The sequence below is a fragment of the Streptomyces sp. NPDC043726 genome (assembly GCF_056436565.1).
The window spans coordinates 80,658-105,900 of record NZ_JBWKCI010000021.1; the positions used below are offsets into that span (position 1 = coordinate 80,658).

Below are 25,243 nucleotides of genomic sequence, written 5' to 3' on the forward strand. Positions count from 1 at the left end.
CGGAGTTACCGGAGCCGGAGAGTGCGTGGACGCGGCCGACGAAGGTCGAGGTGCCGGCGACGCCGGCCGGGTCGACGAAGGCGCCGGAGTCGAAGGCGGAGGCCGAGGTTTCGGCTGAGGTGGCGGCGTGGCGGGCGGCGCAGAAGGCCCGCGTCACCGGCAAGGACGAGGCCGCCTCTTCCTCCCGGGCGACGGCTGCCGCGCAGGAAGTAGCTGCTGCCTTCGTGCCGGAGGGGCAGGGCGATGTGCCCTGGCACCGCCTGATCGACACGCGGCTGAACGACGCGCTGGTGGCGCGGGTGAATGTCTCCAACGGCAACCTGATGCTTGCTGCGACTGACTTCGACATCGCCGGGGTGGGTCAGAAGCTGCAGCTGGCCCGCACCTACAACTCCCTGGAAGCACCGTGGGGGAAGGTGTCGCAGCGCTGGTGGCAAGGGTATGAGCGTTACCTCCAGGCCGGCGACGGTGAGGTGGTCGTCTACGACGCGACCGGCGAGGCCCTGCGGTTCAAGGAGACGTCCGCCGGCGGCTACACCACGCCGGCCGGCTACTCCAAGGACCTGAAGAAGAACGCGGACGGCACCTACACCCTGACCGACCGCAAGAGCGGCAGCAAGGACACCTACAACGAGTTCGGCACGCTGACGAAGGTCACCGACAGGAACAAGGGCACGATCACCGTCGACCAGCACGACGAAGGCACCGAGCACAAGGGCTTCAAGCTGACCGAGACCCGCTCGGGCCGCTGGGTCGACTTGCTGAAGACGAACGCCAGCCAGTGGCAGGCCAAGGACCACACCGGCCGCACGGCCGTGTTCGACCTGGATGCGGCGGGCAACCTGGCGAAGGTCACCGACACCAACGGCAAGGCCACGACGTACGGCTACGACTCCTCACGCCGCCTGACGAAGGTCACCACCGCCGAGGGCACCATCACGCTGTTCACCTACGACGGCCACAACCGTGTCACCTCGATGCAGCGCCTGACCGGGTCCACGGGTCCGACCTGGCGCTACGACTACACGGCCACCACGCCGTCGGATGCGGGCACCACGACGGTCACCGACCCGGACGGCGACGCGACCCAGTACGTCCACAACGCGGACGGTGAGGTCACGAAGGTCACCGACGCGCTCGGTCACTCTCGCCACGCCACCTACACCAACCACCTGACGCAGACGGCGATCGATGCGATGGGCACAGGTGCGGACGGCACGGGCGGCAACACCACCACCTACGGCTGGGACGCCCGCAACAACGCCGTCTCGCAGAAGCTGCCGATGGGCGCGACCGCGTCGGTCACCGCGTACCAGACCATCGCGGGCACCGACCTGCCAAACGACTTCACCAGCGCAGACGGCCGTAAGGACACTTTCTCCTACGACACCAACGGCAACACCCTGTCGGTGACGACGTCCGGCACTGCCGGCGCCACCCGCTCCTACACCTACAACCCCTCGACACCGGCCTGCGGCGGTTTCGAGGGCCAGCGCTGCACGGCCAAGGACGGACGGGGCAAGGTCACCTCCTTCACCTACGACAGCGACGGCAACCTGTCCAGGGTCACCCCGCCGGCGCCGCTGGGGGAGACCCTCTACACCTACGACGCGCTGGGCCGGGTTAAGACCGTCACCGACGGACGCGGCATCAAGACGGTCTACGACCACGACAACCGCGACCGCGTCACGAAGTTGTCGTCCACCAACGCCACGGTCACCTACACCTACGACGGCGACGGAAACGTCAAGACCCGCACCGACGCTTCCGGCACCACCGTGTGGGACTACGACAAGCTTAACCGCGAGAGCGTACGCACCCTGCAGAGCGGCGCCCAGACCGCGCTCGCCTACACCCCCGGCGGCGACGTCGACCACTACACCGACCCGACCGGCACCACCGACTACACCTGGGACAAGGCCGGCCGCCTGGACTACCTCACCGACCCCGCAGGCAAGAAGACCGACTTCGACTACAACAACAACGACAAGCGCACCAAGACCGTCTACCCCGGCGGCACCACACAGTCGGTCACGATCGACAAGAACGGCCGCCCCTCGGCCGTCAAGGCCACTTCGGGCACAACGACGCTGATCGACCTCGCCTACAGCTACGCCAGCGCGGGCAAGGACACCACCAAGATCCGCACCCGCACCGACAACCTCACCGGCCGAAAGACGTCCTACACCTACGACTCCCAAGAACGCCTCTCCTACGCGCTGGAGACCGACTCCGCCGGTACGCGGACTGCGTCGTGGCTGTACTGCTTCGACAAGGCCGGCAACCTCACCAGCCAGGACGGGCAGGCGGCCGCCTGCCCGGGCAGCTCGGTGTTCACCTACAACGACGCCAGCCAGCTCACCTCCCAGACCGGCTCGGCCACCCCCTGGTCCTACGACAAGACCGGCAACGAAACCGCCGGCGGCCGCGTCGCGGCCACCGCCCGCACCAACGAGACCTGGACCGACCACAGCCAGCTGTCCGGCGTCACCACCGGCGGCACAAGCTACGACCTCGTCCACGCCGGCACCAGCAACGCCGAGCGCACCAAGCTGGGCCCGACCTGGTTCCACCACACCGCCGTGGGACTCGCCTCCACCACGACCAACGGCACCGACACCGGATTCATCCGCAAACCTGCGGGCACCTTGAACTCCATGACGACTGGGGGCAAGTCCTACTACTACCTCACCGACGCCACCGGCAACGTCCTCGGCCTGGTCGACGATGCGGGCAAGCGCACCCACACCTATGCCTACGGCCCCACCGGCCTGCCCCGCGGCACTACCACCGAAGAGGTCTCCCAGCCTTACCGCTACAGCGGCACCTACGCCGACCCGACCGGCCTGTACAAGATGGGCCACCGCTACTACGCCCCCCAACTCGGCCGCTTCACCCAACCCGACCCCAGCGGCCAGGAAACCAACCCCTACCTCTACGCCAGCGGCGACCCCATCAACAACAGCGATCCGTCTGGGCTGTTCGGGCTACCGGACATTGGCGAGGGGGTCGGAGGGTTCGTTGGGGGTGCTCTCGGAGTGGCAGCCACGGCCACGCTCTGCTCGACAGGCATTGGATGTGTCGTGGCTGGAGCAGCGCTTGTTGGTCTGGGCGCAGGCTCCGGGGCATCCATCGGATCTGCTCTCACCGGAGGAAACAACGAGGACCGGACGGATGCTTTCACGAACGGCCTCTTGTGGGGGGCTCTCGGCGCCAGCCCAGCAAGCCCGTGGCTGGGACGTGTCTTGAGATAACGGACCCCGTGCGGTTGGGGGCCGTGCGGCATGCCGCACGGCCCCTGAGCACGCAGAAAAGGAGCTTCCCAATGCTGATGTCAAGCGGCTGCCGTGACAGGTGGTGTGGCTTGGTAGCACGCTCCGTCGCGGATCATGGCCCACAGGACGTTCAGGCGGCGGCGCGCGAGCGCCAGCAGTGCCTGCTTGTGTCCCTTGCCTTCGGCGCGCTTGCGCGCGTAGAACGCCTTCGAGGCCGGGCAGCTCTTCAGGCTGGAAAGTGCGGAGAGGTACATCGCGTTGAGAAGGCCGCGGTGGAAGCGGCGTGGTCTGCGGAGGTTGCCGCTGACGCGGCCGGAGTCACGCGGGGCAGGAGCCAGGCCGGCGAAGCCAGCAAGCCGGTCGGCACTACCGAAAGCATCCATGTCGCCGCCGGTGGCCGCGATGAACACGGCGCCCATCGTCTTGCCCATGCCGGGCAGGCTGAGGATCACCTCGGCGTGCGGATGCTCGCGAAACCGGGCCTCGATGAGGGCATCCACTTCGGCGATCTCCTCGTCGAGGGCCATCACCGCCTTCGCGAGGCGGACCACCATGGCGGCGGCCAGCATCTCTCCAGGAAGGGACGTGCGCTGGGCCTCGGCCGCCTCCACCGCTGTCCCGGCCAGCGTGGCGGCACCTCGGACCTTGCGGTTGCGCAGCCACGTCTCGATCCGCTTGGCCCCGCCGCGTCGGATCGCGGCCGGTGTCTGGTAGCCCGTAAGCAGGACGACAGGGCCCTTGTTGGTCAGGTCCAGCGACCGTTCCAACGCTGGGAAGATCTCCAGCAGTTGAGCGCGGAGCCGGTTAATCTGGCGAGTGCGGTCGGCTACGAGGTCGGTGCGGCGGGTGGTCAGAGTGCGCAGGTCGACGGCGACTTCGTCGCCGGGCCGCAGCGGGCCGAGATCGCGGCGCATGCGGGCCTGGTCGGCGATGATGAAGGCGTCCTTGGCATCCGTCTTGCCCTCGCCGCGGTAGGAGGCGGAGGCGCGGTGCACGGTCAGGCCGGTGATGTAGACTATCGGCTGGTCGTGGCTCAGCAGCAGACCGATCAGCAGGGCGGCACCGCCGCCGTTGAGGTCGACAGCCCACACAACATCAGTGTCGAGGGACAGGACGTCGCCAAGCAGTTCCAGCAGGGCCGATTCGTCATTCAGGACCCGGCGGGACAGCAGCCGTTCGCCGTCCTGGCCGATCACCACGCAGTGGTGATGTTCCTTGCCGATGTCCACTCCGGCCCATATCCGGGGCACGGTCACCTCCGCCAGCTCGTCGCGTGCTCTCACAGCCCAGCAGACGACCTCGCCGACGTTGCCCTACACAGCGATCGAGTCGCATCTCCCAATTGGCGGTCGAGTCGTCGCGGGGCTCCGGGTGGCCAAGCTCCTTGAGCCATCTGACGGTCTCAACCTCATAAGCCATGCCCAGAGCCCCTGGGCCCTCCTGATCTTACAAATGATCATTTCGAACCCACCTGAAAGGTAGGGCATGCCTCATGAAGAGGAACTCTTACAGCGCACGACGGCGTTGGCGCGGGGCACTTGGCACGAGCATTTTCGGGTTTATCGTGGCCGGACCGCCGCAGTTGTTTGACGACGGCCTTGGCTGGGACTTTGTGATCGTCGGCGCGATCGGTGCAGTCGCGGGAGGGGTGACGGGTTTCCTGTTTCCCTTGCTGTTGGCTCGTCACCCGAAGGCCGCTTCACATTCGCCTTCGCCTTCATCACCTCCGCCTCCCCCACCTCCGCCCCCGAGGCCTCCGGAGTAGCTGACTGGCTGTGTCCCGGAAGACGGCGATCTCGCCGACTCGACGTCCGGGAAGACGATCGGCACGAGGGGCATCAGATGGATCGGCACGGCAACGACACCGGCGGCCTTCGCGCGCTCCTCCACTGATACGGGACTGCAGACCCGACCACGGTGCAGGACACCTCGACCAGGACCCGACCATGGCAGGTCAGCGCGCTGACCTGCCTCCCCGGTCGTCGCGCGGCACGAGAAGGCCGACACCCGCCGCGAACCTACGCGTCGGCGTCCTGGTGAAGGTCCAGGAAGAACCGCAGCCGCACGCCCGGCTCGTCATGCTCCCGGGTCGTACGGTCCGCCGGCGCGAGGGCGCACCGCGCGGCGAGCAACTCCTGGACGGCGAAGGCGGTCGCGTCATCGGCGGCCGCGTCGCCACCACCGCCCGCATCAACGAGACCTGGACCGACTACAGCCAGCTCTCCGGCATCGCCACCGGCGGCAAGAGCTACGACCTGGTCCACGCCGGCACGAGCAATGAAGCTTCCCCTTGATGTTGGACACCTGGAGACTGGGACGTGAGGTTCCAGAGGAAGTAGTGCCAGGTGGGAAGCAAGAGCAACCGCAGCAGGCGGTACTCGGAGGAGTTCAAGCGCGACGCGGTCGCGCTGGTCCGCTCCTCCGGCAGGACCGTCACCGAGGTGGCCCGGGAGATCGGGGTCAGCGCCGAGGGCCTGCGGAACTGGGTCAAGCAGGACGCGGTCGACCGCGGGCAGGGGACACCTGGCGAGCTCACGAGCGCGGAGCGGGAGGAACTGCGTCGGCTGCGGCGGCAGAACCGTGAGCAAGCCGAGACGATCGAGGTGCTGCGAAAAGCGGCGGTCTTCTTCGCGAAGGAGAGCGATCGATGATCGACGTATACGCGTTCATCGAGGCGGAGAAGACCACCCACCCAGTCGCTCTGTTGTGCCGGCTGCTGAAGGTGTCCCGCTCCTCCTTCTACGCCTGGATGGCCGGCGCGCAGACCCGCGCCGCCCGCCGGGCCGCCGACGACGCCCTGGCCTACGAGATCACCGTCTTGCACATCGCCTCCCGGTGCACCTACGGGGTGCCGCGCATCCATGCCGAACTGCGCAGGCTGGACCGGCGGGTCAATCGCAAGCGAGTGGAGCGGGTCATGCGTGAGCGCGACATCACCGGGGTCACCCGGCGTAAGCGCCGGTCGCTGACCCGCCCCCGCGAAGAAGGCGGTGCCCGCTCACGACCTCATCGGCCGCGACTTCACAGCCGACGCCGCGGGCCGGAAGCTGGTCGGGGACATCACCTACATCCCCACCGACGAGGGCTGGCTGTACTTGGCGACCTGGCTGGACCTGGCGACCCGCGAGGTTGTCGGCTACTCGATGGCCGGCCACCACCGCGCATCCCTGGTGGTCGACGCACTGGCGATGGCCGCCGGTCGCAGCGACCTCCAGCCCGGCTGCATCTTGCACTCGGACCGCGGAGCGGAGTACACCGCTGACGAACTCCATCGGGAGATAGGCCGGTTGGGACTGCAGCAGAGCATGGGACGAACCGGCTCGTGCTACGAAAATGCCGCCGCCGAGAGCTTCTTCGCGCTGCTGAAAGCGGAGATCGGCACCCGCCGCTGGCCCGACCGGACCACTGCCCGCGCTGAGATCTTCACCTTCATCGAGATCTTCTACAACCGCAAGCGGCTGCGAAGGCAATCAGTCTGGGGCCACCTCACACCGCTGGAGACCCGGCAGCGACACGAACAAGTACACGCCCTCGCAGCGTAAGCATCGAGTGTCCAGCATCACGGGGAAACTTCACAACGCCGAGCGCACGAAGCTGGGTTCGACGTGGTTCCACCACACCGCCCTCGGGCTCGCGTCCACGACGACCAGCGGCGTGGACACCGGATTCATCCGCGAACCTGCGGGCACCTTGAACTCCATGACGACTGGGGGCAAGTCCTACTACTACCTCACCGACGCCACCGGCAACGTCCTCGGCCTGGTCGACGATGCGGGCAAGCGCACCCACACCTATGCCTACGGCCCCACCGGCCTGCCCCGCGGCACTACCACCGAAGCGGTCTCCCAGCCTTACCGCTACAGCGGCACCTACGCCGACCCGACCGGCCTGTACAAGATGGGCCACCGCTACTACGACCCCCAACTCGGCCGCTTCACCCAATCCGACCCCAGCGGCCAGGAAACCAACCCCTACCTCTACGCGGGCGGGGACCCGGTCAACAGCGTTGATCCCTCTGGACTGGGCTTCTGCGACAACACCCTTGGGAAGGCAGTCGGCGGCGTGGTGTGCGCACCGAAGGACGTGAAGAAGAAGATCAACAAGGGAGCGACAGGAGTGGGACTGTAAGACGTTCGGTGTAACTCCCGATCATGGAAGATGCATCGATGACCAGTGAGAACGTGTCCGGATCCGAGGCTGTCGAGCCCGTGGATGCTGTGCGGGCAAAGGCTGTGGACGACCAGTTGATCGACGAGCTGGTGGGCCGGGCCCAGGCCGAGGGTCTGCAGCTGACCGGCGAGGGCGGGCTGCTGCAGCAGCTGACCAAGCGGCTGCTGGAGTCCGCCCTGGAGGGCGAGATCACCGACCACCTCGGCTATGACAAGCACGACCCGGCCGGCAAGAACGGTGGCAACTCCCGCAACGGCAAACGCTCCAAGACCGTCCTGACCGATGTCGGACCGGTGGAGATAACCGTGCCCCGCGATCGCGACGGCTCCTTCGAACCACAGATCGTCAAGAAGCGGCAGAAGCGCCTGACCGGCGTCGACGAGATGGTCATCTCGCTGGCCGCGAAGGGCCTGACCACCGGCGAGGTGCAGGCGCACCTGGCCGAGGTCTATGGCGCCGAGGTCTCCCGGCAGACCATCTCCACCATCACCGACAAGGTGTTGGAGGGCATGGCCGAATGGCAGAGCCGTCCCCTCGACGCTGTCTATCCGGTGGTCTTCGTCGATGCCATCCACGTGAAGATCCGCGACGGTGCGGTGGCCAACCGGCCCATCTACGTGGCTTTGGCCGTGACCACCGACGGCCGGCGGGAGATCTTGGGGCTGTGGGCCGGTGACGGCGGCGAGGGCGCCAAACACTGGCTGCATATCCTCACCGAGATCAAGAACCGCGGCGTGAGCGATGTGCTGATGCTGGTCTGTGACGGACTCAAGGGCCTGCCCGAGGCGGTGGAGACGGTTTGGCCGCGGACGATCGTGCAGACCTGCGTGGTGCACCTGCTGCGGAACTCTTTCCGCTATGCCGCCCGCCAGGACTGGGACAAGATCGCCAAGCTTCTGAAGCCCGTCTATACGGCGCCCACTGAGGAGGCCGCCCTGGACAGGTTCGCCGAGTTCGCCGACGCCTGGGGCCGGAAATACTCGGCGATCGTGAAGCTGTGGGAGAACGCCTGGGAGGAGTTCACTCCATTCCTGCGGTTCGACACCGAGATCCGTCGCATCGTCTGCACGACGAACGCGATCGAGTCGGTCAACGCCCGTATCCGTCGGGCGGTCAAGGCCCGCGGGCACTTCCCGAACGAGCAGGCCGCGTTGAAGTGCGTCTACATGGCGATCATGTCGCTGGACCCCACGGGCAAGGGCCAGGCCCGCTGGACCATGCGCTGGAAGACCGCGCTGAATGCCTTCGACATCACCTTCGACGGCCGCCTCTCCTCAGCCCGTCAGTAACCGTCAACCCTGGTTACACCGCTCGTTTGACAGACCCGAATGTTGAGACAGGGCCGCTCGTTTGACAGACCCAGTGATCCGCCGTTCGGCATACGTGGCCACCGAGCCCGCGACACGGCCGAGTGCGGCGGCCGTCGCTACCGCCAGCAGGGAGGGCAGGGCACTGTGCAGCCGGTCGGCGACGGCGCCGTCGGAGAGGATCGGTTGCATGGCCTCGGCGGTCGCGGTCAGCAGAGCGGCGGCCGAGACTCCAGTGATCACCTGGCCCGCTGTAGGTGATCTCCGCCGGTGGTGGAAACGGCGGCGCGGTGTCCTGCTGCTCGTGAGTATCGGACGTGGTCAACGTGGCTCCCCCTTCGTCGCGGCTGGGACATGGGGCTCAACGACTGCGCCGGAATTTCGAACACCTGTGTTTCGGACGGGCTTCGAACCGTGCGACAGAGCGCGCGGCGGAGCGTGTGCGATGCACCGACCCGTGCGGCACAAAGAGGCACGCTCTGAACCGTGGTGGCCAAAACGCCGAGGTTGCCGCTGCTCCGGCGTATGGCCTTTCGATGCGTGACGGTGGTGGCTTCGTTCACCGGCTAGCCGGGAGCACCGGGCCGGCAGGACCTTGGCGCGGCGACTCTCGGCACGGCAACTGCACCGCTCACCGGACCGATTGAGAAGCAAGAAGCAAGGTGGCCCTCGCGAGGTCTTCAGGCGTGTCGATCGCCATGCCCTCGTCCTCGACGGCGAGCATCCGAATTCCGTGGCCGTGTTCGACGAAGCGCAGCATCTCCACGCCTTCGGCTCGCTCGAGCGGCCCTTGGGGCAGCTGCCGGAAGAGGCTGAGGGCCGTTCCTGTGAAGCCGTAGAGCCCGAGCTGCCGCAGATAGCTCGGCCTGTCTCCTCGCGGATAGGGGATGGGCTGCCGGGAGAACATCAGGGCGTCGTGCTGTGCACCGACGACGACCTTGACGACGTTGTGGTCCAGGACGGCACCCACGTCTTCCAGCCCCGTGTACGCGTTCACCGCGAGCGTCCCGGGTGCCAGGTGCTCCAGAGCTTCGGAGACGGTGTCGATCGCGGCGGGCGAGATGAACGGCTCGTCGCCCTGGACGTTGATGTACGCGTCGGCGGGCAGGTGCTCCGCACACTCCGCGACCCGGTCGGTGCCGGTGCGGTGTTCGCCGGTGCGCACGCACTCGATGCCCAGTGCGTGGCACGCCTCCTCGATGCGCTCGTCATCGGTGGCGACGACCACGCCATCGAGGCGCTTCGCCTCCAGGCAGCGCTGATGGACGTGCCACAGCAGCGGCTTGCCCCCCAACTGCGCCAGGGGCTTTCCCGGAAACCGGGAGGCTCCCCAGCGGCAGGGGATGACGGCAATGTGGTGGCGGGGCGATGTGCTCGGCGGTGCGGCTGTGGTGGCGGCCACGGCGGACTCCCGTCGCTGGGTGTCAGGAAGGAATGGGGCGGGGGAGAAGGGCCAGCTTGGCGCGGACGGTGGGAGAGGCGGTGTCCTCGAAGGACCGCCACTCGAAGCCGCTGACTTCTTCGGTCTGGAGCGTCACCGCGTGTTGCGCCCGGAGGAGGAAGGCCCAGCGGAAGTCCACATGCTGGTGCTCCGGCTCGCCCTTCGCGGGGTTGGCGGCGATGCCGTGTACGTCGATGTCCAGGGGCACGGTCTCGAAGCCCGGGAGGGGGACGACGGCGTCGTGAGGGATGCCGGTTTCCTCGGACAGCTCGCGTAGGGCGGCGCGGGGAAGGCTCTGGTCGCCCGGTTCATTGTGGCCGCCGGGCGCGAGGGCCTTGCCCGTTGCGTTGTGCTGGATGTGCAGTACCCGGCTGCTGCTGTCGATGACGATGGCGCTGCAGGTCACGTGCGTGGGGAAGGTCTTGCGGCTGGTCGGATCGTTCAGGCCGGCGAGAGCGTCGAAGAGCGCAGCCAGGGCATCGCGTTCGGACGGGTAGCGGGTGAGGTATGCCTCGACGGTGGAGCGGATGTGGTCGGGGGACGGTGCCATGGGATCACCTGTTGAAGTAGTCGAACCAGACCCTGGCGATGGCCTGGCGATCAGTCGCGGGCATGTCGTGGAGGCCGGGCTGGAAGCGGCCTTGGCTGAGGGCCGCCGCGGCGGCGAGTATCTCGGCCTGGACGAGATGGATGTATGCGCCGACGGCGGCGCCGTGCACGAAGTTGACGGCACCGCCGTCCGCGAGGACGTAGAAGTAGTGGCCGGTGATCTCGTAACGCGTCAGATGCTCGCCGACCGGGGTTCGCTGGTAGAGGCCGTGGAGGCTGCCCAGTTCGAGTTCGTCCTCCGAAGACGTCACCGAGGCGACGTACGCCCCGTTGCGCAGGGCGGAGAAGTCGCCTTGGCGTAGGGCGAGGTTGCCGGTGGCGCACAGGACGAGTTCCGCGTCTCTGAGCGCCTCGACCGTCGATGTGCTCGTACGGAAGCCTTGGGAGTGTGCCTGCACCCTCTTGACCGGATCGGTGTCGTGCACGGTGACGCGCAGGTCCTGGGCGCGGAGGGTCTGCGCGATGGCCCGGCCGACCTTACCGAACCCGATGACGCAGGCGTTTCGGCTGGTCAGGATGTCGCCGCGGGCGCGTACGAGGGCGTCGGTCGAGAAGACGATGGACCGGCCCACGAGATGGTCCTCGCAGTCCTTCAGCGGGGAGCGGGCCACCGAGACGACGGGACAGGGCAGGTGGTCGAGTGCCGCGTACCTCTGGTGTCCGTTCTCGGTGTCCTCGACGACGCCGAGGACGCGGCCGGAGAACTTCTCTACCAGGGTGTCGAGACACGGAGCGAAGTAGCCGCCGATGTCCACCATGACGACGTTCCGGCCGCCGGCCGTGTCCTCCAGGAACTCCAAAGCCCTGGTCGAGTCGGCGAACAACCCTCGGCTGAGGTCATGGACGGTGAAGGAGCGTCGGACCTGCTCTAGCGTCGGCTGGTCGACGGACCTGGGCTTGGGCAGGACGGCGGCGACCGTGGACGTTGCGGCCATCGCGCGGAGGAACGCCGGCCGCTCGGGCAGCAGGTGCGTGATGACCAGTGTGGTAACGGGGTCGCCGGCGGCGAATTGTGTCGTGATCTGCTGGAAGAAGGCATCCAGCCGCGCCTTCTCAGGACTCTCCACTGCAACTCCTCATCGTGCCCGCTAGTTATGCCGCGTGGCCGTACGCGGCGGGCTCGGCGGCCAGTGCCTGCATCTGGGCTCGCATGCCGTTGGGGAGGTCGATCTGGGGCTGCCAGCCCAGGACCTCGTGGGCTCGGCCGGGGTTGGCGCGGGTCGTGAGGACGTCGCCGCTGCGCGGGTTCTCCTGGTGAACCTGGATCTCGCGCCCCGTGAGGCTGTTCGCGATGTTGATCACTTCGAGCAGGGAGGCGCTCGAACCGCCTCCCACGTTGACGACGCCGTTGGCCGTTGGGGTGGTGGCCGCGGCGATGGTCGCGGCGACCACGTCGTCGATGTACGTGAAGTCCCGACGCTGGTGGCCGTCCCCGTACAGGCGCAGCGGTTGGCCGGTGAGGGCGGCCTTGAGGGCGCGGTGCGTGAACATGTCGGGGCGCTGCCGGGGGCCGTAGACCGTGAAGTACCGCAGGGCCACGACGCTGGTGGGGCAGTGGGCCTGGGCGGCGTGCGCGAGGCAGAGCTGCTCCTCGGCGAGTTTCGTGACCGCGTACGGGGAGGCCGGCTGGGGCCGGTCGGTCTCGACGCTCGGACCGCCGTCGGTGGGGCCGTAGACGCTGGAGGAGGAGGCCACCACGAGCCGGGGGACGCCCATCCGGGCGGCGGCTTCCATGACGCGGTGGGTGGCGAGGACGTTGGAGGCGACGTACTCGCTGAACTTCGGTCCCCAGGAGGGGCGTACTCCGGGGATGCCCGACAAGTGGAAGACGGTGTTCGCGTCGACGAGCACCGGCTCGATCGCGCAGTTCAGGAGGTCCCCAGTGACATGCATGTAGCCGGGGAGGCCCTGCAGGACGGCGAGGTTGGCCGCGGCCGTGGCATCGGTGGCCGGATCGCGCCGGTCGACACCGATGACGACGGCGCCGGCCTGGACAAGGGCGTGCGCGAGGTGGGAGCCGATGAAGCCGGCGGCACCGGTCACCACTGCTCGACGGGGTACGGCGGTGGTCAGGTGGGACAAGAGCTGTGACACGGAGGTCTCCAGAATCCGGGGAGAGGTCGTTCAGGGGAGCCGGGCGAGAACGGTGCGGCCGTGGGTACTCAGGGCGAGGTCGTCCTGCTCGTGCCCGCGGACGAGGGCGGTGACGGCCTCGATGGCTCCGAAGGAGTCCAGCAGCCGCTGTTCGGTGTCGTTCAGTGGCTTTCCGTATCCGGCGAAGAAGGCCGTGCGGAGGTTGGGGGCGGCCTGCCAGCGGCGGAATTCGAGCCGGGCGAAGTCACGGATGCGGGCGTCGCGGCGCATGTGCTCGAAGTCGCACAGCCCGAGCGCGTCGCCGAGGATCCAGTTTCGCGGCTGGTAGTCGAGGTGGCACACGGCGCTGTCCATGAGCGTGTTCGCCAGGACGCCCGCGTGGTGGCTCAGGCGGTCGCGTTCGACTGTGGAGACGAGGTCGGCCCGGTCGGCGCGGGCGGTCCAGTCGCGCAGCCGCTGGGCGAGTTCCGTGCCGACGGCACCGGTACGCGGTACCGAGGTGGCGTGGTGCAGCTTGCCCAGCACGTGTCCGGCCTCGTAGTGGGCCTCTTCCTCCTCGGGCGACCCTGGTGCGACCGTGTCCGCCCGTACGCCGGGAACGGCGGTGAGCAGCAGGGTGCACGTCCTGTCCTGTCGGCCCACCACGCGGGGGACGTGGCCGATCAGGTGGGATGCCCAGGCGAGATAGGCGTGGAGCTCCCGGAGGTACCGGCCGCGTTCGCTGTGCTGCTTGGCGAAGAACTCTTCGCCGTGGCGGCTGACCAGGCGCAGGACGCGCGGTGGGAGCATCGGATCGTGCACGATCCGGACCGCTCCCAGCGCGCCTCGGGCCAGGCTCAGGCGCGGGTCGTCGGACAGCGCGATCACGAAGCGGCCTCCCGTGCTAAGGCGGCCAGGTGCTCGGTGTCGTTGTGGCGGTCGAGCATCCACCGTCTCTGTCCAAGGCGGTTGAGGTGGTGCTGCCAGCGGGTGATGGAGCCGTGGGAGATCGTGAATCCGGCAGGGGCACCGAGCGGGATCCCCAGGAGCAGGGTGTGGGCCACGATCACGGTCTCGCCGTGCACGGCGAACAGGACGCGTTCGCCCTCATGTTGGTCGATGAGTTCCCGCAGGAAGCGACCAGCCCGCTCCAGGTAGCCGTTCCAGGTGTCGGATCCGGCCGCCCAGGGCCTGTCGGGGTGGGCGTGCGGCCCGCCATCGGCGGCGGTCTTCACCTCGGTCCAGGGCTGCCCGTCGGCGGCGCCGTGGTCGGGACCGTCGAGGCGGTCGTCCACGGACAGGGGGATCCTGAGGGCCTGGCTGATGATCTCGCCTGTCTGACGCAGGCGGATGCGCGGGCCGGCGTACAGCACGTCGAACGGCTTGTCGCGGTGCTCTGCGGCGAGTCGGAGTGCCCCCCGTTTGACCTGCGCATATCCGCGGTTGGTCAGCCCGCTGCAGGTTCGCGGGCCTCCGACCAGGCCATCGACGTTGCACTGAGCCTCGCCGTGGCGGACGAAGACGAGCTCGGTGGTGATCATGCGGAACCTCCGGGGCAGGGGTGGGGTGCCCCGCTGTGGTGGTAGCCGTTGTGGCCGATGTACGGGGCGGTCAGGACGGCGTGCAGGGCGAGGAAGTCGTCGAGCCGCTCGCGATCCGTGGCGCCGAGCCGGGCGTCGTGCCGTTCGGCGGCCTCGTTGTACGCGTGCAGGCTCGCGTTGACCGAGTCGGTCGGCAGAGGCCCGTACGTCAGGATCAGCGTCGCGATCAGTTTCGCCAGGTCGTACGCCATCGGGGCGAGAGTGAGGTCGTCGGTGTCGACGGTGTAGATGTCACCGGCCTCGGTGATGATGAAGTTCCGGGGGTTGCTGTCCTTGTAGAACGCAGTTGGCCCCTCGGCGGTCTTCTCCAGCAGCGTCAGCATCGTGTGGAGAGCAACCCGGTCCGGCAGGTAGCCCTGGTCCAGCCTCCTCCGCAAGGCGGCCTGCCGGGGAGCGACGTAGTCGCCGAACACGGTGCCGTCCTGGAAGCAGTGCGGCGTGTTCAGCGAGGTCGGCCGGAGATCGCTGGTCCAGGCGGCCCCGTGGGCGTCGCCCAGCAGCCCGGCCAGGGTCAGAAGGTCCTCGGGCCGGGCCGAGCGGCCGTCGATCCACTCGTACGTGAGGCTGGTCGGCCCGGCTACCGTCAGCACCGGCAGACGCAGAGGCCGTGCGTGCTCGGCGAGCCAGGCGTGGTGACGGGCGGCCGACGCCACCTTGCCGGGGGTCGCGTAGTGCTTGGTGAAGCGGCGGACGGTCACGGCCTGCCTCCCCGCGACCGGGCCACGACGAAGGTGACTAGAGACTTGGTTGTGAGGGGCAGGTCCGGCACGAACTCGTGCAGAGAGGCCGCGAGCGCGCCCGGATTCCCGTACAGGCCGGGCGCGAGGTCGTACTTGGGGTTGGTGGCAAGGTACTCGGCCACATGGTCGTGGCCGTCGAAGGTGAAGGTGTGCTCTTCGTCCTCCACGGCGAGTACGTCGAGCGACATGGCGGCCAGCGCGGCGAGGTTCCCGCTGTGCGCCGAGACGTACAGGCTCTCGTGCTCCTCGGCTCGAGGATCGAGGCCGGCGGCAGCGACCAGCTGGTCCATCTCTCGGTAGCTGTCGAGCCCTTTCGTGACGAGCACGGACAGCCCTCCCGGCGCCAGCGCCCGGTCGATTTCCGCGACCACGGTCTGCGGGCGCGGTGAGTGGTACAAGCAGAACGCGGCGACGACGACGTCGCACGAGCCGGCGGCCACCGGGAGACAGTGAAAGTCGTCATGAAGGAAGCTCACCGGGAGGCCGGGCATCCGCCGGACCCTGTGGAGCGCCTGCTGGATCAAGGCCGACGCGGCGTCTAGGCCCACGACGCGCCGGGGCCGTAGCTCCTGGGCGAAGGTCAGGCTGCTCGTGCCGCGCCCGCAGCCAAGGTCCAAGACCAGGCCGAGACAGTCCGGCCGCTCGTGGTGGGCGCGCACCAGCCCGACGATCCTGTCCGGTACGGGGGACCCGGTGGTCTTCGCCCGCATCAAGGCGTTGGACCTGCCAGCGAGCCGAGAGGCGTGGCCGTACAGCTCCGCCTGGCGCGCGGGGTCCAGGAAGGGGTTGGTGCCGCTCATGCAGCACCCTCCCCTCGGGGGCGCGGAGCGCTCAGCTGTGCTCGGCGGCGACCTTCCGCAACCAGCGGCGCGTCTGCCGCCGGTTTGACAGCAGCACCACGTCGGCACGACCCGAAGCGAACTCCTCGATCTTGGACATCACGCGCGGGCGCATTTTGCGGCGGTACGTCGCCACGTACTTGATCACGCCCCAGTGGATGCGGTTGTGCACCCCGTTGCCCTTGTGCCCGGCTCCGTGCCGGATCTGCCGGGAGAAGATCCCGTACAGCGCCGACACTGTCGAGACGTCCATCAGGACCACCGTGTCGCAGGCTTCGAGCCGAATCTGCAACGTCGAGTTGTAGTTCCCGTCGATCACCCACGCCGGCCGCGCGACCAGCTCCCGCTGCAGCGCGGCGAACTTCTCCCTGGGCAGCTCGTTCCACTCGTCGTCGTAGAACGCGGCGTCCAGGTGCGTCACCGGGGCGGCGAGAATCCTGCCCAGCTCGCGAGCCACGTACGACTTTCCGCTGCCTCCGCAGCCGACGATGGCGACCTTCTTCATGATGCTCCAGCCTAGAGGCGCTCGGCCGCCCGGTCAGACCGGCCGTCCCGACACGTTCGGATGATCCAGACCCCATGGCCTGGATGGTCAGCTGCATTACGCTGCCCCCCGCTCTGCCGCGACGGGATTGACGGCGGCGTCGAGGACGGCCTCCAGAGCAGCGACCTGCCTGCTCAGTCGGAACAGGTCCAGGCGGTCCAGGCAGGCCCCGATCAGCTCCGCGTGCTGCTGGGTGCCGACGATCTGCCGGAGATACGAGAGCCGCTCGACGGCCTCCTGGCCTGAGCGCACGATCAGCTCCGCGGGCATGAACTGGTCGACGTGGCGGATGTCCGCCGGGGCGAGCGGCAGGCAGCCGGCGAGCACTGCCTCGAAGATCCGCTGCGTCATCTGTCCGACGGCGGCATACCTCTCGGGGAGCATGAGGATGGTCGCCAGCGACCTGCCGTAGACGGCGTGCACCGCCTCGAAGGGGAGCCTGCCGAGGAACCGGACGTGCGGCCAGCGGCTGGTCTTGGTCCACTTGCCCCCGACCAGGTGATCGAAGAGGGCGGCGGCCGGCGCGAAGAAGCGGTCGAAGTGTTCGTCGCGGTCGTATTGGTTGCCGACGTAGCCGAGGATGAGGTCTCGGGGCTTCTTGGAGAGCGCGAGCGGGTCCGCCTTGGCGAGCAGACGGTCGTCGACGGGGAAGAGCAGCCGGTGGGCGCCGGGCGTCGGTTCGAGGGCGGCTTCGCACACAGCGGTCCGCTGGACACGCCGCCACATGCTGTCGGGCCGGAGTTGGCGGTCCTTGTCCCAGATCACGGTCGGCGTCTCCCGCCGCACGGTGTACCAGGTGACCAGCTCGGCCTGGCGGTGCAGGTCGCAGGTGTGACCCTCGACGCCGCACGGAGTGGTGTTGCGCCCGTCGATCGCCCAGCGCCACTCCAGGAAGAGCACGTCGATGTCCGGGTTGCCGCTGTGGAAGGTGTAGGCGTTGCTCAGGTCGTCGTCGGCCTCGATCAGGTCGCGGTTGGCCTGCAAGAAGACGATCTCGTGGCCGCGACCGAGGAGGGCGTCGACCAGCGGGCGGCGGTGGCTGCGGCCCCCGTCCGGGGTGTCGGTGATCCCATTGCCGAGGAATCCCCAGAAGCTGTATCCGATCTTCACTTGGTGATCCACCGGCCTTCCAGCAGTAGGGCGTCCAGTCCGGACTCGACCAGGCAGTCAAGGGCCATCTCCGGTGTCCCGCAGATCGGCTTGCCCTTGACGTTGAGCGAGGTGTTGATCAGGACCGGCACCCCGGTGCGGCGGGCGAAGGCGCTGAGCACGTCGTGCATGAACGGGTTCTGTGACCGGGTGACGGTCTGAAGACGAGAGGTACCGTTGGCGTGCACGATGGCCGGCAGGCGCTCGCGCGCCTTGTCGGTCACGCCGGACGCCATCGACATGTACGGCGCCTCCTGGCCGAGGGTGAAGAACTCCTCGGCGCGTTCGGCCAGGACCATGGGGGCGAAGGGACGGAACGGCTCCCGGAACTTCACGGTGGCGTTCAGCTGTTCGATGATGCCGGGCTCCAGCGGGGAGGCGAGGATCGAGCGGTTCCCCAGGGCGCGTGGACCGGCCTCGACCCGGTTTTGGAAGAGGCCGACGATCATGCCGTGGGCGAGCTGGTCGGCGAGGAACTCGGCGGTCTCGATGCCCAGCGTCTTCTGTTGGAGCCTGGGCCACGGCGTGAGGTCGAGGGCCTGGTCCTGGTACGACGGGCCGAGGTAGCAGGCCCGCGCGACGCCGGACACTGGTCGCCGGCTGCGGCTGGCGGTGTGCACGGCGATGGCGGCCCCGATCGCGGTGCCGGCGTCGCCGGGGGCGGGTGGGACGAAGACCTCGTCGAAGATGCCGTCGTCGATGATCCGGCCGATGCTCACGCAGTTCGTGGCGACTTCGCCGCCGACGCACAGACGGCGCGACCCGGTGATCATCCGGGCCCGGCGGGCCAGGTGCAGCATCACCTGCTCGGTGCGCTCCTGGAGCGCGGCCGCCAGATCCCGGTGGACGTCTTGGAGCGGCTCGCTCGGATGGCGCTCGCGGCACGTCTCGGCGATGAAGCGGCGGGAGATCCGCGGGTAGCCCGAGATCAACACGCGCGGCGGGAAGTAGGCGGGGTCCACCACGAAGCCCGTGGGTGTGGTGCGCACGGCACGGGCGAAGAGGTGCCGGAATCGCTCCGGGTCGCCGAGGGCAGCGAGTGCCATCACGGTGCCTTCCTCGTCACCGCGCCGCCAGCCGAGGTGCTCGGTGACCGCTCCGTACACGTAGCCCAGAGAGGCAGGGTCGTTGATTGCCTCCAGGGTGCGGGTGGAGGGGTGCAGCGCGTCGTGTCCGTGGGCGATGGTCGTGGTCTGTCGCTCGCCGAGGCTGTCGACGACGAGAACGGCGGACTTGTTCCAGCCGGAGGTGGCGAAGGCCGCCAGCTGGTGGGCGCGGTGGTGCAGGACGGGGCAGACGCGGGCGGCGGGGAATTGCCGACCGAGGGTGCGGGTGCGGAGCTGGGTACGTAGCGCCACCTTGGCGAATCCCCTCGCCCTTGGCAGAGCCCGCTGGCGCGTCGTCGCCGAGAGTGCCAGGCGCAGGGCGGCCGGAGACTCGGCCAGGTAGCGGGCGGGCTGGAAGTTGTAGGCGACGGCGTCGACCGCGGCGTCGGTGAGCCCGGCCTCTCCCAGAAGCCAGTCGATGGCGTGGCGGGGGTAGTCCTTGGTGTGCTTCTGCTGGGAGAGCCGCTCCTCCTCGACGAAGCCGATCAGCTCCCCGTCCACCATGAGAGCGGCGGAAGAGTCGTGCGTGTACGAGCACAGGCCGAGGATCACCGAGGGCGCACGGTCCATGGCGGCCATCACTGGGTCCCCGCCGTCTCGCGCGCGGCCGAGGTACGGACACGGCGGTTCAGCTCGCCGTACCAGGCAGTCAGCGCCTGCCCCAGCGGCCCGTCGATCTTGTCAGCCACCCGCCACGCCTGTTCACGTAGGCCGTCCTTCCACAGGCGGTAGCTGCGCAGCGTCTCAGCCATCATGTCCCAGCCCGGGTGGCCGGTGACGTCCTGGGCCTCGACCTGGTCGAGGAGGCCGTCGAAGCTCCGCCACGGTGTGGTCAGGTCCGGCATGACCGCGCTCGCGGTCACCGAGGTCAGCTCTTCGGCCTGGTCGAGGTGTTTCTCGTAGACGTGCAGCGATCCCACGTGGTGGTGGAACTCGCCCAGCTCGGCACCGAGCCAGCCCGCGACCAACTCATGCAGCACGGTGTAGAAGAACAGGTCGTACGGCATACCGATCCAGACGTCCTGACCACGCATCGTGGTCGACATGTGCAGGCGGCCGGCGCGCAGATGGAAGCCGAAGCCGAGCGTGCAGGGCACGTCCTTGTGCCCGACGGCGTCCTGGGCCGGATCGTAGAGCTGGATCAGAGCCCTGCGAGAGTCGGGATCCTCCTTGAGGATCTCGACGACGCGGCTCAACTGATCCACGTTCCCGGCCCACTTCCGCATCCGCGGGCCGTACGCGCCCCGTAGAACACCGTCGTCGGCGTACTGGCGCAGGCGCGCGTTGTAGTCGAAGATCCACGACTCGTCCGAGCCGGAGAGGTGCCACACGGTCTCGGCCACGGCGAACGCGGGGTTGATGACGCGTGCCGGCGGCGCGTACAGCAGGCGGGCCCGCGGCTGGGTCAGCCGCATGTGGACGTCGAGGACCTCACGGGTTGCCATCCCGCGAGGGCTGACCCTCTCGCCGCTCTTCGCCAGGGCGACGGCGCCGACGAAGAGTTCGGCGACGCTGTCGGCGGTCAGGTGTGTCATCGGGCAGGTACTCCTTCGCCTTGCGGCAGTCCGGAATCGGTGCCGTGGGCATCGCGGTGGTTGTCGTGGAAGTGCGTGTCATGGCCGTCGGCCCGGCGGATGATGAGGCGTGCGACCTGGGCGGCGCTGTCGCCGCGCCACCGGCACACCGCGTCCGCCGCCGCCCGGTCGACTGGACGGCGCGGACCGCGCAGCGCGACGAGTGCGGTGGCGACGTCATCGGCGGTGCTGCACCGCCGCGCGAGGCCGTGGTCGGACAGCCCGAGCGTGCGCTCGCCGGGCGAACCGAGTTCGAGCACCGGAACGCCCACCAGCGCGGCTTCGATGCCGCACGTCGAATAGGCGCTCGCCAGAGCGTCGGCACCGGCGAGGCAGCCGCGAGCGCCGACCCGGGGATCGGCCACGGCCACGAGCGGCCGGCCATCCCGTTCGAGCAGGGGGGCGAAGACTTCGACGCTCTGTGCCGGATGCGGCGCGATGACGAGGCCCCAGTCGCCGCCGGCCTTCCACAGACCGTCCAGGAGAAGGTCGGCCTGGGCTTTGAGCCGGTCAGGGCCGAAGGGCTGGCAGGCCCACACGGCGACATGGGCAGGGCCTCGCAGTGGGCGGGCCGCCAGCAGATTCTCCAGATAGCGCCGCTGGGCTTCACGGCCGAAACCGGCGAGCGCGTCGAAGCGGGGCTGGCCCAAGACGTGGACTTCGGCGTCAGCGTGGCGCACCCACGCCTTCGCGAGAGGAAGATCCCGTTCACCCGTGACGACGATGTCGCGACTGTGCAACGCGGGCCATGCGACCGACTCCGCCGTCCAGGCCCCGTGCTGGACGTGCACCGTGTTCGCACCATGGCGCTCTGCCACATGCACACCGAGCACGCCCAGCGGACTGGTGTCGTTGCTGACCAGAACGGTGTGCGGTTGGGTTGCGTCGAGGACGCCGTCCAGCCACGTCTCCGCCCGGACAACGGATCGCCACGAGGGCTGGGTGCACCCGCCGCTCGTCTCCAGCAGCACGGACACGAGCCGGACCAGCCGAGCCAGTCGAACGTCGTGCTCGTCGACCCGAACGACGCAGCCGTCGTCCTGCAGCCTCAGACCATCCACGGCGCCGGAGAGTTCGAAGAGACCGGTCGGCGGCGAGCACAGGTTCACCCCCGCGACGCCCGAAGCCGGGCAGCTCTCCGCTGGGTCGGTTGCCAGGTCCACCATGAGGCTCGGGCGTCCGTTCCTGGCCAGCTCCTCCAGCACCGGCAGCAGAGTGGCCGCGTGACGGGACGACCACGACAGCGCAACCACCTCGCTCGCTTGAAGCTCCGAGGGAGCCGGGCTCGGCACTGCTGCGGCCATTGGCAGAGGAGAGAGGTTGCGTAACTGCGCGGAACGGAGCGGGTTGTGGGGGGCTGCGGCACCGAGCAGGTATGCGATGCCCGACCAGGTGACGGTGTACGAGCGGTACTCGCGCGAGCTGCTCGACCGCAGCCCGACGAGTCCTTCGTGCGGCGCGAGCCTCAGCGGAGCTGGGGCCTTGACGAACGGCTCCCAGGCGCTGAGCGCCGCCAGCTTGCGTACAACCTGTGCCACCAGGCGCCGCGTCGGCACGTGCTGGACGTACAACCATCCTGCGCCACCTGGCGTCCTCGCGAGGTCAGCGCCGTACGCTTCGAGGGCCTCCATCACCTGGTCGATCCGCGCTTCCGCTTGGCCGGTGTCGAACGGCAGGGCCTCCAGTTCGGACACGGTGATCCGGTCGGATTTCATGGTGGTGAGTGCGCCCTCGCCGACCAGCGCCCACAGGGGCTGGCCGTCGGATTCAGCCCGGGTGAAGCCGAGGGCGTTGCCCTTGGGCGGCGTCATACCAGGCTCCCTTCGAGGAGCGGCCCGGTGTCCAGAAGCCGCAGCAGGTCCTTCGGCGATTCGGCAACGACGGGGGCCGGGGCGCTCGGAGTGCCGTACCCCCAGCCCGCGTGCACGTAGGAGACTCCGGCACGGCGGGCCGCCTCCTGGTCGACCGCCATGTCCCCGACGTACAGCGCATCAGCCGGGTCGGCGCCGAGATCGATCAGGGCGAGCAGGATCGGGTCCGGTGCGGGTTTGCCCCGCCCCACCCCGTTAGGGGTGCGCACAGTGGCCAATGGGACGCCGAGCTGGGCCAGGAGAGGAGTAGCTCGGTCCAACGGCTTGGACGTCACGATCCCCAGCCGCCAGTCGGCAACGGCGAAGGCGTGCAGGACCTCAGTGACGCCATCGAACTGTCGGGCGAGATGAGAGGCGGCAGTCGACGCCTTCGAGTAGGTCTGGTGGATCGGCTCGACGTCCGCGAGCCCGAGCTGCTCCATGATGTCGGCGAAAGGCCGGCCCAGGTGGCGCTCGTACTCCTGGAACGGCACGTCGAGGCCGTGGTCTTCGCGGACCCGGTGCCACGCGCTCTCCATGACCGGGCGGGTGTCGACGAGCACGCCGTCCAGGTCGAGCAGCAGCACACGTACGGCTTCGGCGTCGCGGTCCAGCCTCGTGCCGCCGGAGGACGGCGCAGGTAAGGGCATCATCCGGGATCGCATCAGCGGGACTCCAAGGGGGGTTGGTCAGTAGGTGATGGGCGACGCGGGGCGCTTCACGAAGGCGATCACCCGCTTCCCACGTCCGTCTTCCTTGGGGCAGGCGGCCCAGGCGTCAGCCGTGGCCGATACCAGGCGCAGCCCGCGTCCGCCGGTGGCGTAGAGCGAGGGGATCTGAGGCACTGGGGGCTCCGGGGAGTTGTCTTCGACCTCGATCCCCACGACACCGGCCTGCAAGGCGAGCGTCAGCGTGATCTCATCGACGGGCTTGCCGTCGCTGGATGGAAGGCCGTGGCCGGCGTCAGGCATTCGGCCATGCTGCTCGGCGTTGGTGGTGAGCTCGCTGACGATCAGCACTGCCTGGTCAAGGAGATCGTCCGCTCCCCACGTCGTAAGTGCCTCACGGGTGAAGGACCGGGCCTTGCCCGGAGCCCTGTCGTCGGCGGCGAGCGTCAGGCTCTTCTGGTGCTCAGGGACGCTGATGACGCTGCCCAGGCTTTCGATTCGGTCCATGCTCGCCTTCTCACAACTGATGCTTGAGCCCGCGGAGGACTCGATCGGCGGTTTTGTCGGAGCGGTCGAAGCGGCGGAGGTTCTGCACGAGCACGGCCACCGGCGGGGGGTGGTCGAGGTGCCGTCCGTCGGACGTCGGGGCGGGGGCGCGCCCGTCGCCTGAAGCAGTCCGGGCATCGGCGCCAGTCGTGTGGCTGGTCTTCACCGGTTTCCTCCCGGACAAAGGCAGTTGGTGGTTTCGTTGACCACGAGCGAACCGTGGATCACATCGCGGCGGTATCTCCCGGCGGCTGCCGGGGCCGTCAAACCCGTCAAAGATCGTTTTGGTGAACCGAGGTAGACGATGGCGCGCGAGCGGAACGTGAAGCTGGCCGACGCGATCGCGGAAACAGGCTGGTCGCAGACGAAGGTGGCGGCTGCCTTCGTGAGGGTCGCGGCCGAGGTAGAAGCGAGGGAAATGCTGGGCATCAGCCGCTCGCACATCGCCATGTGGGTGGCGGGAACACAGCCCTCGGGCAGAGCGCCCCTTATCTTGTGCGAGACGTTGTCGCGACGGCTCCAACGCCCCATCACTCCAGCTGAGATCGGGCTCTCTGTGCCGGAGGGGGGTGCAGTCACGGCATCGGAGTGGAACGTCGATACGCTGGCTGCGCTGGTAGACCTTGGGAGAAGCGACGTGGACCTCGAACGCCGCCGACTGCTGGCCGGCGCCGCCTACTCGGTGGGCGGCCTGGTCCTGCCCGGACAGCAGTGGTGGGACGAGGCTCCCCAGCGGGCGAAGTCCCGCCCCGCCGCGACGAGCCGCAGGGTCGGGGCCGCGGAAGTCAGCGCTGTCCGTGAGATGACGGAGTTCTTCTCTCACAGAGACCAGCGCCACGGCGGCATGGATGGCCGCACGGCCCTCTACCAGTACCTCGTCGACGACGTCGCCAGGTACATCGGCGGGGTGTTCACCAGTGACGACACCCGTAGTGCCCTCCTCTCCGCTGCCGCTGAGGCGGTGTACGTCGCTGGCTGGATGAGCTTCGACGCCTCCCACCACGAGGCCGCGCGGCGCTACTTCACACTCGCCCTGAAGCTCGCAGCGGAAGCGGACGACACTCCGCTCGCCGGCCATATCCTGCGGGCGATGGCTCACCAGGCAACGGACCTCGGCCACCCACGGGTTGCCGTCGAACTCGCCACGGCCTCCGTGGAGCGCAAGCGGTACACGCTGGCGACCCCCCGCGAGCGGGCACTGCTCGGAGTGGTGCAGGCACGCAGCCTCGCCGCCGACGGGCAGAAGCGCGCCGCGATCGCAGCGCTTCTCCGGGCCGAGGATGACCTTGCTGCGGCGGATGTCGGTGACGAGGACCCGAGCCGGGTGTGGTTCTTCCAGCGAGCCTCCCTGGCTCACGAGACCGCCCGCACCCTGTGGACACTCGGCGATCTCGACGGAGCCCTCCGGGAATTCAACAACAGCGTGCTGACCAGGAAGGCCGACACCTTCAGCCGGACCCACGCGGTGACCTTGGGCTACATGGGCGCCGTGCAGGCACGCAAGGGGAACGTGGAGGCCGCGTGCCACACGTGGGCGCAGGCGCTGGACGCGATGGAAGGCGTCCAGTCGGGCAGAGCACGCGAGGCAGCCGTGAACATGCGCCGGGTGCTGTCCCCCTTCCGCCACCGGGGAATCAGCGTGGCGGGGGAGATCGACGAGCGCGCCAAGGCCGTACTCGAACGAGTAGCCTGACGGCGCCATGGCGGTGGAGGCGGACGTGCTGTGGTCGACCGCCTCGCCGTACCGCGAG

Annotated in this window: 25 protein-coding genes and 1 pseudogene; 8 read left to right on the forward strand and 18 right to left on the reverse strand. The window is 68.6% G+C overall.

From position 1 onward, the window contains the following. The first annotated feature begins 50 nt into the window (after positions 1–50). Positions 51–3,254: an RHS repeat-associated core domain-containing protein gene (locus AC068Z_RS39690; RefSeq protein ID WP_478567711.1), complete on the forward strand. Its 3,204-nt coding sequence runs from the start codon at positions 51–53 to the stop codon at positions 3,252–3,254. An 80-nt stretch (positions 3,255–3,334) separates the two neighbouring features. On the opposite strand, the gene AC068Z_RS39695 is transcribed toward AC068Z_RS39690, so the two are convergent. Together AC068Z_RS39695 and AC068Z_RS39700 are read right to left on the reverse strand one after the other, a co-directional pair. Beyond that, entirely contained in the window at positions 3,335–4,525 is a 1,191-nt protein-coding gene (locus tag AC068Z_RS39695; protein ID WP_478567825.1) for an IS110 family RNA-guided transposase, read from the reverse strand. A gap of 768 nt (positions 4,526–5,293) precedes the next feature. Further along, complete coding sequence (locus AC068Z_RS39700; protein WP_478567714.1) at positions 5,294–5,539, reverse strand: DUF6207 family protein; 246 nt, start codon at positions 5,537–5,539, stop codon at positions 5,294–5,296. Between the two features lie 81 nt (positions 5,540–5,620). On the opposite strand from AC068Z_RS39700, the gene AC068Z_RS39705 reads away from it, so the two are divergent. The 5 genes and pseudogenes from AC068Z_RS39705 (at position 5,621) to AC068Z_RS39725 (ending at position 8,734) form a co-directional block, all read left to right on the forward strand. Then, positions 5,621–5,926, forward strand: coding sequence for a transposase (locus AC068Z_RS39705; protein ID WP_478567716.1), 306 nt, complete (start codon positions 5,621–5,623; stop codon positions 5,924–5,926). A gap of 98 nt (positions 5,927–6,024) precedes the next feature. Next, a pseudogene (locus tag AC068Z_RS39710) lies at positions 6,025–6,222 on the forward strand (IS3 family transposase); the annotation flags it as partial. Positions 6,223–6,265: 43 nt separating this feature from the next. Next, positions 6,266–6,817, forward strand: coding sequence for an IS3 family transposase (locus tag AC068Z_RS39715; RefSeq protein WP_478567719.1), 552 nt, complete (start codon positions 6,266–6,268; stop codon positions 6,815–6,817). Positions 6,818–6,974: 157 nt separating this feature from the next. Continuing rightward, on the forward strand, positions 6,975–7,403 hold the full coding sequence (locus tag AC068Z_RS39720) for an RHS repeat-associated core domain-containing protein (RefSeq protein WP_478567722.1): 429 nt from the start codon (positions 6,975–6,977) through the stop codon (positions 7,401–7,403). A 38-nt stretch (positions 7,404–7,441) separates the two neighbouring features. Next, a complete protein-coding gene (locus tag AC068Z_RS39725) occupies positions 7,442–8,734 on the forward strand; it encodes an IS256 family transposase (protein ID WP_478567828.1) in 1,293 nt (430 codons plus the stop codon). A 649-nt stretch (positions 8,735–9,383) separates the two neighbouring features. Here the strand turns inward: AC068Z_RS39725 and AC068Z_RS39730 are convergent. From AC068Z_RS39730 to AC068Z_RS39800, 15 genes are all read right to left on the reverse strand, one after another. After that, positions 9,384–10,154, reverse strand: a complete 771-nt coding sequence (locus tag AC068Z_RS39730) for a 3-deoxy-manno-octulosonate cytidylyltransferase (RefSeq protein ID WP_478567725.1) — start codon at positions 10,152–10,154, stop codon at positions 9,384–9,386. 22 nt (positions 10,155–10,176) lie between these two features. Next, a complete protein-coding gene (locus AC068Z_RS39735; protein WP_478567728.1) occupies positions 10,177–10,743 on the reverse strand; it encodes an NUDIX hydrolase in 567 nt (188 codons plus the stop codon). Positions 10,744–10,747: 4 nt separating this feature from the next. After that, positions 10,748–11,869, reverse strand: a complete 1,122-nt coding sequence (locus AC068Z_RS39740) for an adenosylhomocysteinase (RefSeq protein ID WP_478567731.1) — start codon at positions 11,867–11,869, stop codon at positions 10,748–10,750. A 25-nt stretch (positions 11,870–11,894) separates the two neighbouring features. Next, entirely contained in the window at positions 11,895–12,896 is a 1,002-nt protein-coding gene (locus tag AC068Z_RS39745; RefSeq protein WP_478567734.1) for an NAD-dependent epimerase/dehydratase family protein, read from the reverse strand. A 30-nt stretch (positions 12,897–12,926) separates the two neighbouring features. Then, the gene (locus AC068Z_RS39750; RefSeq protein ID WP_478567737.1) at positions 12,927–13,763 is read right to left on the reverse strand and encodes a phosphotransferase; all 837 of its coding nucleotides are present in this window, start codon (positions 13,761–13,763) and stop codon (positions 12,927–12,929) included. After that, positions 13,760–14,416, reverse strand: a complete 657-nt coding sequence (locus AC068Z_RS39755; protein WP_478567740.1) for a histidine phosphatase family protein — start codon at positions 14,414–14,416, stop codon at positions 13,760–13,762. The genes AC068Z_RS39750 and AC068Z_RS39755 overlap by 4 nt, the downstream gene beginning before the upstream one ends. Continuing rightward, positions 14,413–15,174, reverse strand: a complete 762-nt coding sequence (locus AC068Z_RS39760) for a phosphotransferase (RefSeq protein WP_478567743.1) — start codon at positions 15,172–15,174, stop codon at positions 14,413–14,415. Before AC068Z_RS39760 ends, AC068Z_RS39755 begins: the two co-directional genes overlap by 4 nt. Then, positions 15,171–16,016 carry a class I SAM-dependent methyltransferase gene (locus AC068Z_RS39765; RefSeq protein ID WP_478567746.1) on the reverse strand — a complete coding sequence of 282 codons (846 nt, stop codon included), beginning with the start codon at positions 16,014–16,016 and terminating at the stop codon, positions 15,171–15,173. Before AC068Z_RS39765 ends, AC068Z_RS39760 begins: the two co-directional genes overlap by 4 nt. A 31-nt stretch (positions 16,017–16,047) precedes the next feature. Continuing rightward, complete coding sequence (locus AC068Z_RS39770; RefSeq protein ID WP_478567749.1) at positions 16,048–16,560, reverse strand: P-loop NTPase family protein; 513 nt, start codon at positions 16,558–16,560, stop codon at positions 16,048–16,050. Positions 16,561–16,656: 96 nt separating this feature from the next. Continuing rightward, positions 16,657–17,709 carry a glycosyltransferase family protein gene (locus tag AC068Z_RS39775; protein ID WP_478567752.1) on the reverse strand — a complete coding sequence of 351 codons (1,053 nt, stop codon included), beginning with the start codon at positions 17,707–17,709 and terminating at the stop codon, positions 16,657–16,659. Next, entirely contained in the window at positions 17,706–19,424 is a 1,719-nt protein-coding gene (locus AC068Z_RS39780; RefSeq protein ID WP_478567831.1) for a carbamoyltransferase family protein, read from the reverse strand. Before AC068Z_RS39780 ends, AC068Z_RS39775 begins: the two co-directional genes overlap by 4 nt. Positions 19,425–19,432: 8 nt before the next feature. Beyond that, on the reverse strand, positions 19,433–20,389 hold the full coding sequence (locus AC068Z_RS39785; protein WP_478567755.1) for a thymidylate synthase: 957 nt from the start codon (positions 20,387–20,389) through the stop codon (positions 19,433–19,435). After that, positions 20,386–22,239, reverse strand: coding sequence for a hypothetical protein (locus AC068Z_RS39790; protein ID WP_478567758.1), 1,854 nt, complete (start codon positions 22,237–22,239; stop codon positions 20,386–20,388). Before AC068Z_RS39790 ends, AC068Z_RS39785 begins: the two co-directional genes overlap by 4 nt. Beyond that, positions 22,236–22,943, reverse strand: a complete 708-nt coding sequence (locus AC068Z_RS39795; RefSeq protein WP_478567761.1) for an HAD family hydrolase — start codon at positions 22,941–22,943, stop codon at positions 22,236–22,238. The genes AC068Z_RS39790 and AC068Z_RS39795 overlap by 4 nt, the downstream gene beginning before the upstream one ends. 24 nt (positions 22,944–22,967) lie before the next feature. Further along, positions 22,968–23,453: an ATP-binding protein gene (locus AC068Z_RS39800; protein WP_478567764.1), complete on the reverse strand. Its 486-nt coding sequence runs from the start codon at positions 23,451–23,453 to the stop codon at positions 22,968–22,970. On the opposite strand from AC068Z_RS39800, the gene AC068Z_RS39805 reads away from it, so the two are divergent. Next, entirely contained in the window at positions 23,452–23,616 is a 165-nt protein-coding gene (locus AC068Z_RS39805) for a hypothetical protein (protein WP_478567766.1), read from the forward strand. The genes AC068Z_RS39800 and AC068Z_RS39805 overlap by 2 nt on opposite strands. Before the next feature lie 38 nt (positions 23,617–23,654). Here the strand turns inward: AC068Z_RS39805 and AC068Z_RS39810 are convergent, their stop codons facing one another. Beyond that, on the reverse strand, positions 23,655–23,936 hold the full coding sequence (locus AC068Z_RS39810; RefSeq protein ID WP_478567769.1) for a hypothetical protein: 282 nt from the start codon (positions 23,934–23,936) through the stop codon (positions 23,655–23,657). Between the two features lie 193 nt (positions 23,937–24,129). Between AC068Z_RS39810 and AC068Z_RS39815 the strand changes: the two genes are divergently transcribed. After that, complete coding sequence (locus AC068Z_RS39815) at positions 24,130–25,185, forward strand: Tat pathway signal protein (protein ID WP_478567771.1); 1,056 nt, start codon at positions 24,130–24,132, stop codon at positions 25,183–25,185. Positions 25,186–25,243 lie beyond the last annotated feature (58 nt).